Source organism: Shimia aestuarii (assembly GCF_022814865.1).
Classification (GTDB): Bacteria; Pseudomonadota; Alphaproteobacteria; order Rhodobacterales; family Rhodobacteraceae; genus Shimia; species Shimia aestuarii_A.
Map to the genome: position 1 here is coordinate 178,579 of NZ_JAKVRD010000003.1, position 16,952 is coordinate 195,530.

The 16,952-nt window shown below is 61.9% G+C and carries 20 protein-coding genes and 1 tRNA gene; 11 read left to right on the top strand and 10 right to left on the bottom strand.

Translation table 11 applies throughout. The features are described 5' to 3' along the window. The 4 genes from MK745_RS04800 to MK745_RS04815 are packed head-to-tail and all read left to right on the top strand — an operon-like array spanning position 1 to position 3,189. Positions 1 to 1,053, top strand: coding sequence for a dihydroorotate dehydrogenase (locus MK745_RS04800; RefSeq protein WP_243612136.1), 1,053 nt, complete (start codon positions 1 to 3; stop codon positions 1,051 to 1,053). Between the two features lie 47 nt (positions 1,054 to 1,100). After that, positions 1,101 to 1,433, top strand: a complete 333-nt coding sequence (locus tag MK745_RS04805; RefSeq protein ID WP_243612137.1) for a cupin domain-containing protein — start codon at positions 1,101 to 1,103, stop codon at positions 1,431 to 1,433. A gap of 58 nt (positions 1,434 to 1,491) precedes the next feature. Beyond that, positions 1,492 to 2,412, top strand: coding sequence for a DUF6282 family protein (locus MK745_RS04810; protein WP_243612138.1), 921 nt, complete (start codon positions 1,492 to 1,494; stop codon positions 2,410 to 2,412). A 3-nt stretch (positions 2,413 to 2,415) separates the two neighbouring features. After that, positions 2,416 to 3,189: an HpcH/HpaI aldolase family protein gene (locus tag MK745_RS04815; RefSeq protein ID WP_243612139.1), complete on the top strand. Its 774-nt coding sequence runs from the start codon at positions 2,416 to 2,418 to the stop codon at positions 3,187 to 3,189. 379 nt (positions 3,190 to 3,568) lie between these two features. Here the strand turns inward: MK745_RS04815 and MK745_RS04820 are convergent, their stop codons facing one another. From MK745_RS04820 to mgtE, 5 genes are all read right to left on the bottom strand, one after another. Next, positions 3,569 to 5,347: an SLC13 family permease gene (locus tag MK745_RS04820; protein ID WP_243612140.1), complete on the bottom strand. Its 1,779-nt coding sequence runs from the start codon at positions 5,345 to 5,347 to the stop codon at positions 3,569 to 3,571. Between the two features lie 43 nt (positions 5,348 to 5,390). Then, positions 5,391 to 6,281: a DMT family transporter gene (locus MK745_RS04825; protein WP_347813642.1), complete on the bottom strand. Its 891-nt coding sequence runs from the start codon at positions 6,279 to 6,281 to the stop codon at positions 5,391 to 5,393. Continuing rightward, positions 6,278 to 7,096 (bottom strand): TIGR00282 family metallophosphoesterase, encoded by an 819-nt coding sequence (locus MK745_RS04830; RefSeq protein ID WP_243612142.1) that lies wholly within the window; start codon positions 7,094 to 7,096, stop codon positions 6,278 to 6,280. Before MK745_RS04830 ends, MK745_RS04825 begins: the two co-directional genes overlap by 4 nt. 153 nt (positions 7,097 to 7,249) lie before the next feature. Further along, entirely contained in the window at positions 7,250 to 7,807 is a 558-nt protein-coding gene (locus MK745_RS04835) for a 5-formyltetrahydrofolate cyclo-ligase (protein ID WP_243612143.1), read from the bottom strand. 17 nt (positions 7,808 to 7,824) lie between these two features. Continuing rightward, positions 7,825 to 9,219 (bottom strand): magnesium transporter, encoded by a 1,395-nt coding sequence (mgtE, locus tag MK745_RS04840; protein ID WP_243612144.1) that lies wholly within the window; start codon positions 9,217 to 9,219, stop codon positions 7,825 to 7,827. Positions 9,220 to 9,476: 257 nt separating this feature from the next. On the opposite strand from mgtE, the gene guaD reads away from it, so the two are divergent. Continuing rightward, entirely contained in the window at positions 9,477 to 10,769 is a 1,293-nt protein-coding gene (guaD, locus tag MK745_RS04845) for a guanine deaminase (RefSeq protein ID WP_243612145.1), read from the top strand. Between the two features lie 116 nt (positions 10,770 to 10,885). Here guaD and MK745_RS04850 read toward each other — a convergent pair whose 3' ends face one another. Next, on the bottom strand, positions 10,886 to 11,125 hold the full coding sequence (locus MK745_RS04850; protein WP_243612146.1) for an Lrp/AsnC ligand binding domain-containing protein: 240 nt from the start codon (positions 11,123 to 11,125) through the stop codon (positions 10,886 to 10,888). A 134-nt stretch (positions 11,126 to 11,259) separates the two neighbouring features. Between MK745_RS04850 and hisB the strand changes: the two genes are divergently transcribed. Together hisB and hisH are read left to right on the top strand one after the other, a co-directional pair. Continuing rightward, positions 11,260 to 11,847 (top strand): imidazoleglycerol-phosphate dehydratase HisB, encoded by a 588-nt coding sequence (hisB, locus tag MK745_RS04855; protein ID WP_243612147.1) that lies wholly within the window; start codon positions 11,260 to 11,262, stop codon positions 11,845 to 11,847. A gap of 4 nt (positions 11,848 to 11,851) precedes the next feature. Next, positions 11,852 to 12,490, top strand: a complete 639-nt coding sequence (gene hisH / locus MK745_RS04860) for an imidazole glycerol phosphate synthase subunit HisH (RefSeq protein WP_243612148.1) — start codon at positions 11,852 to 11,854, stop codon at positions 12,488 to 12,490. Positions 12,491 to 12,523: 33 nt separating this feature from the next. Here hisH and MK745_RS04865 read toward each other — a convergent pair whose 3' ends face one another. Continuing rightward, the gene (locus tag MK745_RS04865; RefSeq protein WP_243612149.1) at positions 12,524 to 12,910 is read right to left on the bottom strand and encodes a DUF2147 domain-containing protein; all 387 of its coding nucleotides are present in this window, start codon (positions 12,908 to 12,910) and stop codon (positions 12,524 to 12,526) included. 133 nt (positions 12,911 to 13,043) lie between these two features. Between MK745_RS04865 and hisA the strand changes: the two genes are divergently transcribed. Genes hisA through MK745_RS04880 form a run of 3 tightly spaced genes read left to right on the top strand, consistent with a single transcriptional unit; the run spans position 13,044 to position 14,892 of the window. Continuing rightward, entirely contained in the window at positions 13,044 to 13,766 is a 723-nt protein-coding gene (gene hisA / locus MK745_RS04870) for a 1-(5-phosphoribosyl)-5-[(5-phosphoribosylamino)methylideneamino]imidazole-4-carboxamide isomerase (protein WP_243612150.1), read from the top strand. A gap of 50 nt (positions 13,767 to 13,816) precedes the next feature. After that, positions 13,817 to 14,581 (top strand): imidazole glycerol phosphate synthase subunit HisF, encoded by a 765-nt coding sequence (gene hisF / locus MK745_RS04875; RefSeq protein ID WP_243612151.1) that lies wholly within the window; start codon positions 13,817 to 13,819, stop codon positions 14,579 to 14,581. Beyond that, positions 14,578 to 14,892 carry a phosphoribosyl-ATP diphosphatase gene (locus MK745_RS04880; RefSeq protein ID WP_243612152.1) on the top strand — a complete coding sequence of 105 codons (315 nt, stop codon included), beginning with the start codon at positions 14,578 to 14,580 and terminating at the stop codon, positions 14,890 to 14,892. Before hisF ends, MK745_RS04880 begins: the two co-directional genes overlap by 4 nt. Before the next feature lie 7 nt (positions 14,893 to 14,899). Here the strand turns inward: MK745_RS04880 and MK745_RS04885 are convergent, their stop codons facing one another. The 3 genes from MK745_RS04885 to rlmB all read right to left on the bottom strand — a co-directional run bounded on the left by MK745_RS04885 (position 14,900) and on the right by rlmB (position 16,678). Next, positions 14,900 to 15,367, bottom strand: coding sequence for a CoA-binding protein (locus MK745_RS04885; protein ID WP_243612153.1), 468 nt, complete (start codon positions 15,365 to 15,367; stop codon positions 14,900 to 14,902). 184 nt (positions 15,368 to 15,551) lie between these two features. Beyond that, on the bottom strand, positions 15,552 to 15,845 hold the full coding sequence (locus tag MK745_RS04890) for a hypothetical protein (RefSeq protein WP_243612154.1): 294 nt from the start codon (positions 15,843 to 15,845) through the stop codon (positions 15,552 to 15,554). 47 nt (positions 15,846 to 15,892) lie between these two features. After that, complete coding sequence (rlmB, locus tag MK745_RS04895; protein WP_243612155.1) at positions 15,893 to 16,678, bottom strand: 23S rRNA (guanosine(2251)-2'-O)-methyltransferase RlmB; 786 nt, start codon at positions 16,676 to 16,678, stop codon at positions 15,893 to 15,895. A 137-nt stretch (positions 16,679 to 16,815) separates the two neighbouring features. Between rlmB and MK745_RS04900 the strand changes: the two genes are divergently transcribed. Next, a tRNA-Tyr gene (locus MK745_RS04900) sits at positions 16,816 to 16,899 on the top strand. Positions 16,900 to 16,952: the final 53 nt, after the last annotated feature.

Below are 16,952 nucleotides of genomic sequence, written 5' to 3' on the forward strand. Positions count from 1 at the left end.
ATGAACCGTCTTGAAACACATATCGGGGATATCACCCTGAAGAACCCGATCATCGCGGCGCCTGCCGAACACATGATCGCCGACGGTGGTCTTCGCGCTGCGATCGACGCCGGTGCTGGCGCTGTCGTGGTCAAATCGACCAATGAAAGCCAGGCCGCCAAGGCCCAACTTCGCGCGGCGGAATATGTGGCGCTGGATACGCAATGGCAGCCCGTCGCATGGGGGGCGAATGCCGATCCGTCGACAATGATCCTGTCGCGCTCAGGTCTACATCCGCTGGGCTTCGAGGATTGGCTGGCGCAATGCGTTGCCCATGATCGGATTGCGCGGGACAACGACTGTCTGTTGGTGCCCAGCTTGATCCTGGCCGATCTGGACCGGGCCATCGACATGGCATTGGCGGTTCAGTCGGCCGGCCTTCGCGTGCTGGAGTTCAACATCGGCACACCTTACGGGCGCGAAGCGGCCAAGGGCGCTGTTTCCACGGAAACCGCCGCGGACCGTGTGGGAGCGCTGACGCGGGCAATGACTGAAAAGCTGGACATCCCCGTCTGGGTCAAGCTGACCGGACAATCGAGCGACGTTCCCGATCTGGCGGCCTCCGCCGCAGATGCCGGGGCGCAGGCATCGATTGTCGCGGGGCGATTGCTCGGAATGCTGCCGGATCTCGAAACGATGCAACCCATGCTTGGTACCTCCGGCGGCTTCGGCGGCTTCTGGAACCTGCCCCTGACCTGCCACTGGTTGGCGCTCTGCCGTGCGGCTCTCGGTCCGAACGACGCGCTGATCGGGATCAACGGGATCACAGGTGGCCACGACGTTGCGCGCGCTCTGCTTTCTGGGGCGTCAGCGGCGGGACTTGCCTCGGCGGTCATGCTCCGCGGGTTCGACGTCATCTCGGACAGCCTTTCCGAGCTCGACGCCTATTGCCATGCCAAGGGAGTCACCGTGGTCGATCTGATCGGGCGCGCGGCCGACGCCCGCAAGGCCTTTGCCGACATGCCCGAACTCGACAACCACTGGCAAAGCTTTGTCCCGCCCCAAAGCAAATAACGAACCCTTTGCGCCCCTAGGCGCGCCACCTTTCTGGAGGACATGAGATGAACATTCACACAATCAATTGGAACAGCATGGAGTGGAAACAGATCCGCCCCGGCGTCGAACAAAAGGCGTTCTCGGGCGAAGGCGCGACCGTCGCCCTGCATCGTCTACAGCCGGACCACGAGCCCAAGCCGCACAAGCATCCGCACGAACAGATCGCCTATATCGTTTCCGGATCGGTTGATTTCCATGTGGGCGACGACGTCGTGCGCCTGACGCCCGGCGGCATGCTGGTCGTGCCCCCGGACACCATGCACTACGCGGTCGTAGTGGGCGATGAAGAGGTCCTCAATCTCGACGTCTTCACCCCGCGCCGGCCCGAATACGCCTAAGTCGCAAATCCAGAGGGGCGGCACACGATGCCGACCCCACTGCAAAAGGAAAATGGCAATGATCGACATCATCAAAACCGAGCGCGAGGAAGACGCGCGTATCTCAGACATCCTGCAAGGCGCGGTCGATCCTCATGTCCATAGTGGCCCGTCAATCGCCCCTCGCGCGATTGACCATCTCGCCTTGGCCAAGGTCTATTCCGAGGCCGGCCTGCGGGCGGTGGTGACAAAGGACCACGATTATTCCGGTGTCATGTGCGCGCAGATGATCCGTGACCACTACCCGGATCTGACGACCAAAGTGTATTCCGGCATCGTCCTGAACAACGTTGTCGGTGGTCTAAACGCCTACGGGGTCGAACATACCGCCGCGATGGATGGGCGTATCGTTTGGCTGCCGACACTTGCCGCTGAAAACCATCTGGAGTGGGAAAAGTCCGCAGGCTGGTCGCACCCCGCCGCCACGGCAAAGATCCGTCCCGCAACCGCCGTGCCTCTGTTCGAAGACGGCAAGATGCGGCCAGAGCTTTTGGACATTCTTGATGTTGTCGCCGCCACCGGGCTCGCCCTGGCCAGCGGGCATATCCATGTGTCTGAAACGAAACAGGTCTTCGCCGAGGCGCGCAAGCGCGGTGTGGAGCGGCTCATCTTTACCCACCCCGAAGACATTGTCGGCGCGTCGTTCGACGACATGAAAGAGATCGCCGCGATGGGGGCCTATGCCGAGCATTCGCTTGCGTTCTTTGCCGAAGGCTCGAAGTTCCGCAACCGCACCGAAGAAGAGCTGCGTGCCTTCATTGATTGTGTTGGGCCTGAACGGACTATCCTTGCGTCGGACCTTGGGCAAGTGGGCACCCTGACACCGCTCCAAGGCATGCGACGTGGCATCGCGACCTGCTTTGCGCTTGGGTATTCCGATGCTGACGTGCGGGCCATGGTTGCGACCAACCCGGCCACCGTCATAGGTCTTGAGGGATAAGCGATGGCCAAGTCATTCCGGGATCGCTTCATCGCCAAAGAGCTTCTTTTCGGCACTTTCCTGAAAGTGCCCGCGACCATGCCCGCCGAGATCTTCGGTAGCGTCGGATACGATTTCGTGGTGATCGACGAAGAACACGCGCCGTTCAATCGCGAAACCACGGACCGGATTATTCTGGCGTGTCGCGCATCTGGCCTCGCATCAATTGTACGGGTGCAATCGGGTGCGCCTGAGGCCATCTTATCTGTGCTGGATTGCGGTGCGGATGGGGTGCTCGTGCCGCATGTGAGGGATGCCGAAACCGCCCGCGCCATTGTCGCGGCGGGGCGCTATGCGGGCGGTAAGCGCGGCTTTGCCCCGACAACCCGCGCGGGCGATTTCGGGAACGCCGGACAGGCGGAACATATGAAGAGCGAAGACAAGCGCGTGACTTTGATTGCGATGATCGAAGACCCGGAAGCGGTCGAAGCGATCGACGACATTCTCGCAGTCGAGGGCCTGGACGGCGTGTTTATCGGGCGCGGTGATCTGGCCGCTGCCTATGCCGGGGACGACGATGTCGCAACAAAGCTACGCGATGCGACCGACCGGGTACACCAGGCCGCCAAGGCGGCAAAGCGCCCCGTTGCGATCCTGCCGGGAAGCCCCCAAGACGCAGCGATCCAGCGCAAGGCCGGTTCAACCGCGTTTATCCTCAGTTCAGATCAAGGCTTCCTCCGCGCCGCGGCCAGCGGTGCATTGGCAAGCATGACGGACGCGGTACAGCAAACCGGGTAACGCATCGCGCCCAACTCGCAAGGGCGGGCCCCGAAATGTTGACATGGATACAAGAGGCGCACTGACCGATGGTCGAGCCTCTTGCATGTGTCTTGCAATAGGCCGGAGCAGAAATTCTGCCCGCCGGACCAACGCGTCGATCACCGGCCCAAGTCCCTCAAACCCAGGTTCACGTTTCCTTAACCCGCACGCCCCGTTCACCATCGCGCGCTGCGTTAAACCGCCCCTCGGACGGCCCGCGCACCGACGCAATACCGACGTTATACCGACGCGATACAGAAACCCGTTTCAGCCAATATTTCAGGCGTTAACCCCGGTTTTCCTCCCGGATTCGCCGCCGCACCGCACGGTCAGAAAAGGGTCCACGAACGCCCCCCGCTCAAAGCGGCCAGAACACCGGGATCAGCGCCGAGGCCAGAAGCCCGATAGAGAGGTTGAGCGGGATACCCACCCGCAGGAAGTCGGTAAACTTATACCCCCCCGGCCCATAGACGAGCATGTTGGTCTGATAGCCAATCGGCGTCGCGAAACTCGCCGAAGCCGCCACCATCACCGCCACCACGAGCGGGCGCGGATCAATGCCAATCGCGCTCGCCAAACCAATGGCAATCGGCGTCACCACCACGGCCACCGCGTTGTTCGACACAAGCTCGGTCAGCACCGAAGTGAGCAGGTAAACCGCCCACACCAGAAGGAAGGGCGGCAATGTGCCGAGATAAGGCGCCACCGCCTCCACGATGAGCGTGACCGCGCCGGAGTGTTCCAGCGCCGCGCCAATCGCCAGCATAGAGAAGATAAGCGCCAGTAACCGCCCGTCAACAAAGGAAAAAGCCTCGTCCGCGTCAATGCAGCGCGTGAGCAGAACCACCGCCACGGCGAGCACGGAAAGCAGGAAAATCGGCGCTAGTCCAAGCCCTGCCAGCGCCACGATGGCGACCAGCGCCGCGATGGCAATCGGCGCATGACCCCGTCGATATTCCCGCTCTGATGGCTGGGTCACATCGACCATATCCATCTCCGTCGACAGCCGCTGAATATCCGCCGGTGCGCCCTCGAGGAGAAGCGTGTCCCCGACCCGCACCACGAGGTCGTCAAGCTGGCGTCCGATATTCTGGTTCCGCCGATGCACGGCCAGCGGATAGACCCCAAAGCGCCGCCGCAGCCGCAGATCGCCAAGTCGCCGCCCCACCATCTTACAGCCCGGCGTGATCAGCGCCTCCACGGTGGTCGTCTCAACCGCCGAAACCTGATCCACGCGCTTGAGAGACTTATCCCGCTGCAACGACAACAGCTCCGTCATCCGTGTCCGAAGGACAACCCGATCCCCAACCTGAAGCGTTACCCCCTCAAGGTTGCGCCGCAACGACACATCCCCCCTCACCACGTCGATCAACCTCACCCCTTCCCGCTTGAACAACTGCACGCCATTGACCTCACGCCCGATGAGGTTTGACTCCGGCGGGATCACAGCTTCGGTGAAGAATTTCATCCGCGAACGATCCGACAAAAGGTCCGACATGCTGTCGCGTGACGGCAAGAGGCGCGAACCGAAAACCCGCAGGTAGATCATGCCCCAGATCACGAGGATAACACCCAGTTTCGTCACCTCGAAGATCGAGAACGCTTTCATGCCATTGGCCCGTGCGACACCATCGACAAGCAGGTTGGTCGATGTCCCGATAAGCGTCAGAGTGCCCCCGAGGATTGCCGCATATGAGAGCGGAATCAATAGCTTGGACGCATTGGTGTCGAGCGTCCGGGCAAGCTGAATAAAGACCGGGATCATCACCACGACCACCGGTGTGTTCGACACAACCGCCGAAGCGATAATGACGAAGCCCATAAGCATCGCGATGGCAAGGCGCGGGTTGGTGCGGGCCTGGCTATCGGCCATGTGGGTAAAGGCGCTCAATGCGCCCGTGCGCACCAGAGCCCCCATGACGATGAACATCGCCGCAATGGTCCAAGGCGCCGGGTTTGACAGAACGACAAGCGCCTTGTCATAGGGCAGAACCCCAAAGGCCAGAAGCGCCGCCACCCCGGCAATTGCCACAACTTCGGTTGGAAAAATCTCACGCAGGAAAAGCGCAAACATAACGCCCACGGTCGCAAGCGCGATCACCGCTTGGGTGGTCTGTGAAAAGTCGAACAGGTCCATGTATGTCCCGGTATTGCCTCGCGCCACAATTGCCGATGCGCAGTCAGGGGGCAAGCGTCTCCTTTTGACGCGGCTGCACCAATGCCATCCCTGCCAGTATAAGCAGCATCGCCGCCCAGACCCATCCGGAATAGCGTTCCGAGAGCAGGATCATAGACCAGATGACCCCGGTCCCGGTCACCACATAGGCGATCTGCGCCGCGAAAACCGACCCGGCCCACCCGATGAGCCAAACATACCCGGTATAAACTGCCACATGCACAAGCGCCGACAAGATGATCGCATACTCCGGCGGCCCCCAATCGGTGCGCGGGTCGATGAACTGCCCGGTGGAGATCGCCAGCGGCAAGGCAAGGATCGCCCCGATCAGTGACGCTCCAAACAGAACGTGGCCGGGCCCAAGCCCATGCGTGCCCCATTTGGAAACGATATTGCCCTCGCAGGCATAGCAAAATGGCGCCGCAATCGCGACAGGCACCCACAACACCATTGCAGGATCAGGGAGGCTATCTGGTTGAACCAAAAGGATAACCCCGATGCCCCCCGTCACGATGCCGAGAAGGCGCAGCCCCGTGAACCGATCGATCCCAAGCCCAAGCGCAATGGGAAACGCAAGAAGCGGCACGAGCGAGATCAACACCGCCACGACGCCAGCTGGCAAGTGGATCGCCGCCTGATACGAAAAGCTGTTCGGGATCAACGTGCCGATCAATGCAATGAGCAGAAAGAACCACAAGAGCTTTGGCGGGAGCGTGATCGGCTTCTTCTGCACCACCCGGATCAAGCCAAGCGCCACGACGCCGATGGCCTGCTGCCAGAAGATGAGGCCGAAAGGCTGGTAGCCTTCGCTGACCGCGATCTTGGCAAGCGGCATCGTGATCCCCCACCCGGACCCAAGGACCAGGAGGACACCGAACGCCGCAAACCGGCTCACAGAGGCCCCGCTGGCGCAAGCCGGCCGCCACGTCGCACCATTTCGATCCGCGTCGCCTCACCGGTGCGATCATCGGTCTCGATATAGACCCCCGAAACCGTCGCCTCGCCGAGCGCCGGGGTAAACCGCGCTTTCGGCATGCCGGTCACGAAACGGCGCATCGGTTCGGTTTTCTCCATACCGATCACAGAGTTATAGTCGCCGCACATCCCCGCATCCGACAGGAACGCCGTCCCGCCCGGAAGGATCTGCGCATCCGCCGTGGGCACGTGGGTGTGGGTGCCGACGACAAGGCTCGCGCGGCCATCACAGAAATGGCCCATCCCCATCTTTTCCGAGGTCGCCTCGCAATGCACATCGACAAGCGCCGCCTGCACCATGCCGCCGCGCGGATGCTTGCGCAGGATCGCATCCATCGCCGAAAACGGATCGTCGAAGGGACGCTTCATGAACACCTGACCAAGAACCTGCGCGACAAGAACTTTGCGCCCGCCCCGTGCCTCGAACACACGGTAGCCGCGCCCCGGCACATCGCCATGGGCATAGTTCACCGGTCGGATGATCCTCGGCTCGGTCTGGATGAACTGCATCATGTCTTTCTGGTCGAAGGCATGATCGCCGAGCGTCAGGCAATCCGCCCCCGCATCAAGCAAGTCCTTGGCATGCGCGCCCGAAAGCCCCATGCCATTGCTGGCGTTCTCGCCATTGACCACCACGAAATCGAGCCGCCATTCGTCCCTGAGGCGCGGCAGCTGTTCGGCCACAGCGGCGCGCCCCGCGCGCCCCATGACATCACCCAGAAAAAGAAGTCTCATGCGTTTCTGGCTACCGCCATCCCCGCGCGCGGGCAAGAGGGAACAGGCGGGATCACAAGCGATCGTGACGGTTCTTCCTCTTGCCGGAAATATCCCGGGGTGAATTGGCCGCCCCGCGGCCAAGAGGGGCTGGCCCCTTTCTACCCCATCTGCCTAGCGCAGATCGCGGATGTCCTGCTCGGTCACGATCATGTCAAGCGGCTGATCCGTCGGCTCAAGCGGCAGCGCCTCTGCCTCCTGCGCGGCAAAGGCGAATCCGATGGCCAATGTCGCGCGGCGCGCCCGAAGGCGCTCAAGCGTGCGATCATAGAATCCACCGCCATAGCCTAGCCGCCCCCCCTTCGCGTCAAACGCGACAAGCGGCACGATGAGGATCTCCGGCTCAAAGAAATCGTCCGTCTCCGGCACCATTGCCCCGAACGGCCCTTCGCGCAGGACGAAATCCGGCTCCCAGCGCGAAAACTCGAGCGGCAGGCCCGTGCCCTGGATCACCGGCACCCCCACCGGCCCATGTGCCGCCGCCTCGGCCATCGCGGCCAGAGGGTTGATCTCGGTACGGATCGGCATGAACCCCGCCAGAGGCACGCCGCGATAGCCCGCAAGCACTTCTGAGAGATGCGCCGATTGTCCCGGCGGTGCCGCCTCGAATGCTTCCTTGCGACGGGCAAAGGCCGCAGCACGGGCGGCGTTCTTGATCTCTGCAAGCTCCATGAAACGCCCCTCCGGCCTCAGGTCAGAACCATCGCCGCCAACCCGAGGAAGGCAAAGAACCCGACCACATCCGTCACCGTGGTGACGAAGGTGCCCGAGGCCAATGCCGGGTCGACACCGATGCGCTCAAGAAGCACCGGCACCACCGTCCCGGCAAGCCCGGCCACGACCAGATTGATCACCATCGCGACAGCGATCACATAGGCCAACGTCATCGACCCGAACCAGATCAGCCCGATCACCCCCATGACAAGCGCAAACGCCAACCCGTTGCCAAGCCCGACCAGAACCTCGCGTCGGATCACGCGCCAGACGTTTGCCCCGGTCAAGTCTTTGGTGGCAAGTGCGCGCACCGCCACGGTGAGCGATTGCGTCCCCGCATTGCCACCCATCGAGGCCACGATCGGCATCAACACGGCAAGCGCAACAAACTGGCTGATCGTATCTTCGAACTGCGCGATGACAAGCGAGGCGATGATCGCCGTCAAAAGGTTGACCGCAAGCCACGGCAAGCGCTGCTTCGCAGTCTCGATGACCTTGTCCGAAAGCGACCCTTCCGCCGACACACCCGCAAGGCGCAGGATATCTTCCTCGTGTTCCTCGTCCAGAACTGCCATGGCGTCGTCGATGGTGATGACCCCGACAAGCCGGTCATTCTCGTCCACAACCGGCGCCGAGATCAGGTGATACTGATTGAACGCATAGGCCACGTCTTCTTCGTCCTGCGTCGCCGGTATGGTCTTGAAAAGGTCTTCGACGATATCCCGCAACAGGACTTCACGCCGCGACCCCATGATCCGCCCCAATGTGACATTGCCCACGGGCTTCATCTTGGGGTCGACAAGGATCACGTGATAGAACTGCTCCGGCAGGTCTTCGGCATTGCGCAGGTAGTCGATACATTGCCCCACGTTCCAATGCTCCGGCGCCCAGGCCGTTTCGCGCTGCATCAAACGACCCGCGGACTCCTCCGGGTAGGCAAGCGAGGTCTGCACCGCAACCCGGTCGGATTCCTCGAGCGCCTCGAGGATCGCCTCCTGCTGCGGCTCGTCCATATCCTCGACAAGGTCAACAACGTCATCGGACTCAAGGTCGCGCACCGCTTCGGCAAGAACGCCCGGCTTCAGAACCGAAATGACCTCTTCGCGCAGGCTTTCCTTCAGTTCAGACAGGATTTCCCCGTCGAATTCCTGATCGTACAACTCGATCAGGCGGCGACGGTCATAGGCGTTGATCTGTTCAAGAATGTCGGCAATATCGGCCGGATGGAGCGGCTCCATCAGCTCGAAGAGCTTCTCCTGATCCCATATCTCAACTGCATAGAGGATTGCCGCGATGGCTCTGCGATCGATCACATAGGCCTCGTCCTCGGCCTCGCTTTCGGGGGTGTCGGTTTCGGTCGTCTGGCTCATGCTGCCCCCTCCGCGTGATCTTGTGCATCTCTTGCTGCTGACATTAGGGGAAAGCAGGTCGAAAACTCAATGGCGCGCGGCGATCTCACGCCTGATTTCCGGGCAATACGCCCGATTGAGCATCCCTCGCGCGCATCGCCCGCCCCGCTCCCGTCACATGGCGCCATGTTGAAACACTTTCACGGAATTGCCGGGTTTCACGACAAGATCAAAAAACAGTATCCTGTATCAAAATGCCTGACATCTCGGAGACGACCATGACAGAGGCGAAACTGCTTTTGGGCCAAACGCTTGGCTTTGCGGCCAATCCCTTCGAGACACCGGTGGCCGAGGCCGCGCGCTTCCGTCGCCGCGGCGCGGTTCTGGTCGCGGACGGCCATATCGTCGCCGAAGACGAGGCCGACACGCTCCTCGCAGCCCATCCCGAGGTGGCGCGCATCGACTATGGCGAGGGGGTGATCTGTGCCGGCTTCATCGATGCCCATGTGCACTACCCCCAGACCGGCATCATCGCCAGCTGGGGCAAACGCCTGATCGACTGGCTCAACTCCTACACCTTCCCCGAAGAAATGCGCTTTGGAGATCCGGCCTATGCCGCCAAGATCGCCGCGCTCTATTTCGACCTGACCCGCGCCCATGGCGTCACCACCATGGTCAGCTACTGCACCATTCACCCTGAATCCGTCGATGCTTTCTTTGCCGAGGCCCAAAAGCGCGGCCAGCGCGTCGTCGCAGGGAAAACCTGCATGGACCGCAACGCCCCCGAAGGTCTTCGCGATACGGTCCAGAGCGCCTATGACGACAGCAAGGCGCTGATCGGCAAATGGCACGGGGTCGATCGCCTCTCCTATGCCATCACGCCGCGCTTTTCGCCCACCTCAACGCCGGATCAACTCGCCGCGCTCGGTGCGCTCTGGGGCGAACACCCCGACTGTCTGATGCAGACCCACCTCAGCGAACAGACGGACGAGATCACTTGGGTCAAATCCCTCTTCCCAGAGGCCCGCGACTACCTCGACACCTACGAGGCCTACGGGCTTCTGGGCGAAAAAGGGCTCTACGGACACGCCATCCACCTCGAACAACGCGAAAAGGACCGCCTGCGCGAGGTCGGCGCCGGGCTGATCCACTGCCCCACATCAAATACCTTCATCGGCTCCGGCCTGTTCGACATGGGCGGCCTCATGGCGGAAGGGCAGCGCGTTGGGCTCGCGACGGATACCGGTGGCGGCTCCTCCTTCTCGATGCTGCGCACCATGGCCGCCGCCTATGAGATCGCCCACCTGCGCCACAACTCCCTGCACGCCGCGCAGCTCCTCTGGCTCGCCACCGCTGGCTCGGCCAAGGCGCTGCACATGGAAGACAAGATCGGCAATATTGCCCCCGGCATGGAAGCCGATCTCGTCGTGCTCGACCTCGCCTCGACGCCCGACATCGCCCAGCGCAGCGCACGCGCCGGAGATATCTGGGAAGCACTTTTCCCCACAATCATGATGGGCGACGATCGCGCCGTCCGCGCCACCTGGATCAACGGCGCACCAACGGCCTGATCTTCCTCTTGCCGGAAATATCCCCGCCGGAGGCACATCCCGCAGGCAGCGGCCCAAGGGGGCGCTGACGAGATATCCTGCGCGCGGCCTTGGCCGCGCACACTCAAACACCGCCCTCAGAACGCCTTGAAGGTCAGGGTGGTCAACGACCGTTCGATGCCGTCAATATCTAGCAAGTGATCGTTGATATATTTCCCCACATCCTCGTCCTTGGGAATGTAGAGCTTCATCAGCAGGTCAAAATCGCCGCTGGTCGAAAACAGCTCTGAATGGATTTCCTTCAGCGCGATTTCCTCGGCCACGCGATAGGTGGTGCCGGGTTTGCAGCGGATCTGGACATAGACGCAGGTGCTCATATCGGGGCCTCGTTCTCTTTGGCCTTAGGCTGGCACAATTGGCACGGGGCGACAATCCCGAAACCTGCACTCTTGGCCCCGCCTCTGCACCCGCCTATAAGAGCCGCGACAGACCACGTATAAGGACCCTGACGATGCGCAAGGCAGAGATCAGCCGCACCACCGCGGAAACCAAGATCACCGTCGAGATCAACCTCGATGGCACCGGCGTCTATGACAACCAGACTGGTGTCGGGTTCTTCGATCACATGCTGGATCAGCTCTCGCGCCACTCGCTGATCGACATGACGATCCGTGCCAAGGGCGACTACCACATCGACGACCACCACACGGTCGAGGATACCGGCATTGCGCTCGGACAGGCCCTGACACAGGCGCTTGGCGACAAGCGCGGCATCCGCCGCTATGCCGCCTGCCACTTGCCGATGGACGACGCGCAGGTGCGCGCGGCGCTTGACCTTTCCGCCCGGCCCTACCTGATCTGGAACGTCGAAATGCCGACCCCCAAGATCGGCACCTTCGACACAGAGCTGGTGCGCGAGTTTTTCCAAGCGCTCTCGACCCATGGCGGCATCACGCTGCACGTGGACCAAATCCACGGCTTCAACAGCCACCACATCGCCGAGGCGACCTTCAAGGCCGTGGCCCGCGCCCTGCGCGAAGCGGTCGAGACCGACCCACGCAAGGCCGACGCCGTGCCCTCGACGAAGGGAGCGCTCTAAGCCCATGTTGACGGCAATCATTGATTACGAGAGCGGCAACCTGCACTCGGCCGAGAAGGCGTTTCAACGCATGGCGCGCGAGGTGGATGGCGGCACGGTCGTCGTGACCTCCGACGCCGAGACCGTGGCCAGGGCCGACCGGCTCGTCCTGCCCGGCGACGGCGCCTTCCCGGCCTGCGCCGCCGAATTGCGCGGCCACAAGGGCATCTATGACGCCATGGTCGAAGCGGTCGAAGCCAAGGGCCGCCCCTTCCTCGGTATCTGCGTCGGTATGCAGTTGATGGCGACGACAGGCCATGAATACGAAGAGACCCCCGGCCTCGATTGGGTCGCGGGAGACGTGGAAAAGATCACCCCGGCCGACACCGCTCTGAAAGTGCCGCATATGGGCTGGAACGACCTCGTGATCGACCAGTCTCACCCGGTGCTCGAAGGGATCGCGACCGGCGATCACGCCTATTTCGTCCACTCCTACCAATTCCACGTCGCCAAACCCGCTGAGCGGATCGCGCATGTGGATTATGGCGGCGACGTTACGGCGATCATTGGCCGCGACACAATGTTGGGCATGCAGTTCCACCCAGAGAAAAGCCAGGCGGTTGGCCTGCGCATGATCGGGAATTTCCTGACCTGGCGGCCTTGACGGGCTGGGGGCTCGGCCCCCAACCCACTTGTCTTACTTGACGCGGGTCCAGTTCTGCGCCGAACAGAAGAGGCCGCCCGCCACGCAACCGCGCAGCTTGAGCTTGTTGCCGTTCAGATCCATCTTGCCGATGTAGATCTTATCATTGGACGGGCGCCATACGCTGCCCTCATATTTTCCGCTTCCCTTGGGCACCATGTTGCGCACCAGTGTTTTGCCCTTGTTCGGGGAATTGTATTCGCCATTGGCATCGAAAGTGCGGGCAATCGTGCCGCAGATCTTGTCGCCGCAAGGCGTCATCGAGATATGCGCGTATGACCCATCATCCACTTCGGTCTTCCAGGTGCCAAGCACCGGATCGGCAAGCGCCAGAGTGGCAGAAGCCGCGGTCAGAGCCGCTGCGAGAACGAGTTTTTTCATGTTTTCCTCCCATGTCCTGAGCGAAAGTGTCCACAAGAGCGCGATTCCGATCAACCCTGACTTTGGGTCACGTTGCATTTCGCGCGACCTCATGCCAAAGCATCCGCGACGCATTTTTGACAGGACGACCGAGATGATCCTCTACCCCGCCATCGACCTCAAAGACGGCAACGCCGTGCGCCTCGTGCATGGAGACATGGAGCAGGAAACGGTGTTCAACGAGAACCCCGCCGCCCAAGCGCTCGAGTTCGTCAAGGCAGGCTGTGAATGGCTGCACCTTGTCGATCTGAACGGCGCTTTTGCCGGTGCGCCGGTCAATGCCGCCCCGGTCGAGGAAATCCTCAAGCAAACCAAAGTCCCGGCCCAGCTTGGCGGCGGGATCCGCGACATGAAAACCATCGAAAGCTGGATCGATAAGGGCCTCGCCCGCGTGATTCTCGGCACCGTGGCGGTCGAGAACCCGGACCTCGTGCGCGAGGCGGCGCGGGCCTTCCCCGGCAAAGTCGCCGTGGGCATTGATGCCCGAGGGGGCATGGTCGCAACCAAAGGCTGGGCCGAGGAAACCAACGTCGACGCCACCGACCTCGCGCGCAGCTTCGAGGACGCAGGCGTTGCCGCGATCATCTACACGGACATCATGCGCGACGGTGCCATGAAAGGCCCCAATGTCGAGGCCACCGCGGCACTCGCCAAGGCCGTCTCGATCCCGGTCATCGCCTCTGGCGGCGTCTCCTCGCTCGACGACCTGCGGGCGCTCAAATCCTGCGGCGCGGCGCTCAACGGGGCGATCTCGGGCCGCGCGCTCTATGACGGGGCCATCGACCTTGCCGAGGCGCTTGCCGTCATGAAGGGCTGATCCCCCCTTCCCCACTTCCCCACTTCCCTGAAAAGGCGCATAAACCCGATATGCTGAAAACCCGTCTGATCCCTTGTCTCGATGTTGCCGATGGCCGCGTGGTCAAGGGCGTAAACTTTGTCGGCCTGCGCGATGCGGGCGATCCGGTGGAAGCGGCGCGTGCCTATGACGCGGCGGGCGCGGACGAGATCTGTTTCCTCGACATCCACGCCACCCATGACAACCGCGGCGTGATGATCGACATGGTGCAGCGCTGCGCAGAGCAATGTTTCGTACCGCTGACCGTCGGCGGCGGCGTGCGCACGGTGCAGGATGTAAGACGTCTGCTTCTGGCCGGGGCCGATAAGGTCTCGTTCAACTCTGCCGCTGTCGCCAACCCCGATGTCGTGGCCGAAGCCGCCGCACAGTTCGGAAGCCAGTGCATTGTCGTCGCCATCGACGCCAAGACCGTCTCGCCCGGCAAATGGGAGATCTTTACCCATGGCGGACGCAAATCAACCGGCATCGACGCGGTCGAATTTGCCAAGCTGGTCGTGGAGAAAGGCGCAGGCGAAATCCTGCTGACCTCGATGGACCGCGACGGCACCAAGTCCGGCTTTAACCTGCCCCTGACCAAAGCCATTTCGGACGCCGTGGACGTTCCCGTGATTGCATCTGGCGGTGTCGGTACGCTTGACCACCTTGTCGAAGGCGTGACCAAAGGCGGCGCAAGCGCGGTTCTCGCGGCCTCGATCTTTCACTTTGGCGAATACACGATTCAAGAAGCCAAAGCCTATATGGAAAACGCCGGCATCCCGATGAGGCACCTGACATGACGCTGCACGACCTTGCCAAGACCATCGCCGCCCGCGCCGAAGCCGACCCGGACTCGAGCTGGACTGCCAAGCTCCTCGCCAAAGGCCCGGAGAAATGCGCCGAGAAGTTCGGTGAAGAGGCGGTCGAGGCGATCATCGAAGCCGTCAAGGACAACCGCGACGGCCTCATCTCCGAGAGCGCCGATGTGCTTTTTCACCTGCTGGTCATGCTGCAATCGCGCGGCGTCAGCCTCGACGAGGTGATGACCGAGCTCGCCCGCCGCCAAGGCACCAGCGGCATCGTCGAGAAGGCCTCCCGCCCCAAGGGCTAGCACGTGCTCAGAGCTTTGAGGAAATCACGCCTGTCGCGAACCCGCCCATGCGCAATTCTCCGAACAGGCGCTGATATTCGATCTTCGGACAACGGTTCTGGATCACGGTCAGGCCCGCAGCCTCTGCCTTGGCCGCCGCTTCGGCATGTTCGACCCCGATCTGCATCCAGATCGTCTTCAACCCCGGCAGATGCTCTAACGCCTCGTCGACAATCGGCGGCACCGCCTCGGAACGGCGGAAAATATCCACCATATCCACCGGCACGTCGATCTCCGACAGGCTCGCGCGCACGGTCTGACCAAAGAGCATCTTGCCCGCATGGCCCGGATTGACCGGGATCACGGTATAGCCCTTGAGCGACAGGTAGCGCGCCACATAGTAGCTCGGGCGCACCGGGTTCATCGACACGCCCACGACCGCCACCGACTTGGTGCGCTTCAGGACATCTTTGAGAAGTTGATCAGAGTACTGCATAGGCCAAACCCTAGCGCGGCTTTGCGGAAGAAAAAAGCGCCCAAGTGCAGACTTGGGCGCTAGGTACGGAACGAGGGACAGTAAACGCAGAGACAGCAGTTCCGTTGCCGCCTCTCGTGTAGAAAGACATAGGTGTGTTGCGGTTTTTTTAAAGACTCCTCAAGAAGCTGTGATCTTGAGGTGTTTAGTCGAAAATATCCTCGACCACGTCAAAAAGCTCCTCGGCGAACCGCCGGGACCAGCTCTTTTTGCGTTTCTTCTTCCGCTTCGGCTTAGACGGTTTCGAATCGCGGTAGACCGGCACATGCACCACCTTGACGCGCTCTTGCTTTTGCGGCGCACTCGGCATCTGCTTCAACTCATGCAGCGGCGCACCACAAGCCGAACAGGCCAGTTCATGCCGCCCGCTGTCCTTGAACACGAGGGCCGCACGGGTGCCGCAATAACAACAAGTGGCGATCTTGGGGGTCTGGGGCATCGTCTCTCCTTGGTCTCGCCCCTATCTAGGGCGAAGCCTGCGGATTTTCAGCCCTTGCGCGGCAGTGACGCATAAAGCGCGACAGCAGCGGCGTTGGAGACATTGAGCGAGCCAAAGCCACCGGCGAAATCAATCCGCACAAGCGCATCGACCGTCTCCTTGGTCTTCTGGCGCAGCCCCGGCCCTTCCGCCCCAAGAACAAGCGCCACAGGCGCATCCGTGCGCCCATCAAGGACCTCCTCAATGGTTTGATCGGCTTCACCGTCAAGACCAAGCACGAGGTATCCCATCTGCTGCAATTCCGCGATCGCATCGGCAAGGTTGCGCAGCCGCACGTAGGGCTGGCGCTCAAGCGCGCCCGACGCGGTTTTGGCAAGCGCCCCCGTCTCCGGCGCCGAATGGTGACGCGTCCCGATCACCGCTTGCGCCCCGAAAACTTCGGCCGAGCGCAAAATCGCGCCAACGTTATGCGGATCGGTTACCCGGTCGAGCAGAATCAACCGCAACGGACGATCGCCGCCAGTAATCGCCCGCTCCGCCAGCGTGCCCCAATTCAGCGGCTTCACCTCGAGCGCCGCGCCCTGATGCACGGATTGCGGATCAATCGGCACAGAGAACTTGCGCGGATCGACAACCTCGGGGGTGATCCCGGACGCTTCAATCGCCTCGGACAGCTTGTCATGCGCGTTCTTCGTCACCACAAGCCGAAGCTTTTCGCGCGCCGGGTTCATCAACGCATCGCGCACCGCATGCAGACCGAAAAGCCAAAGGGTTTCCGCAGCCGCCTTGCGCTTTTGCTGTTCCTTTTCCACGACCCATTTCGGTTTTTTCATTGCCCGGTTTCCCCGTTTTTCATGAGCCCCCAGCAATGCGACGGGCGCGGGCCATGTGCAAGAGATTTTCTTGTTGACGCCCCCTTTCTGTCCCGGTAATCAGCCCCTCACACCGAGGCCGCAAGGCCAAGGAAAGTGGGCGACAGGCCGCAAGGTGTGGCAGGGGACTGTAACTCCCTCGCGGAGACGCACGCTTGGTTCGATTCCAAGGTCGCCCACCACTTTCCCCCTCCTTTTTCGCACTGATCTTCGGGTGCTTCCGGGCGATTCCCGC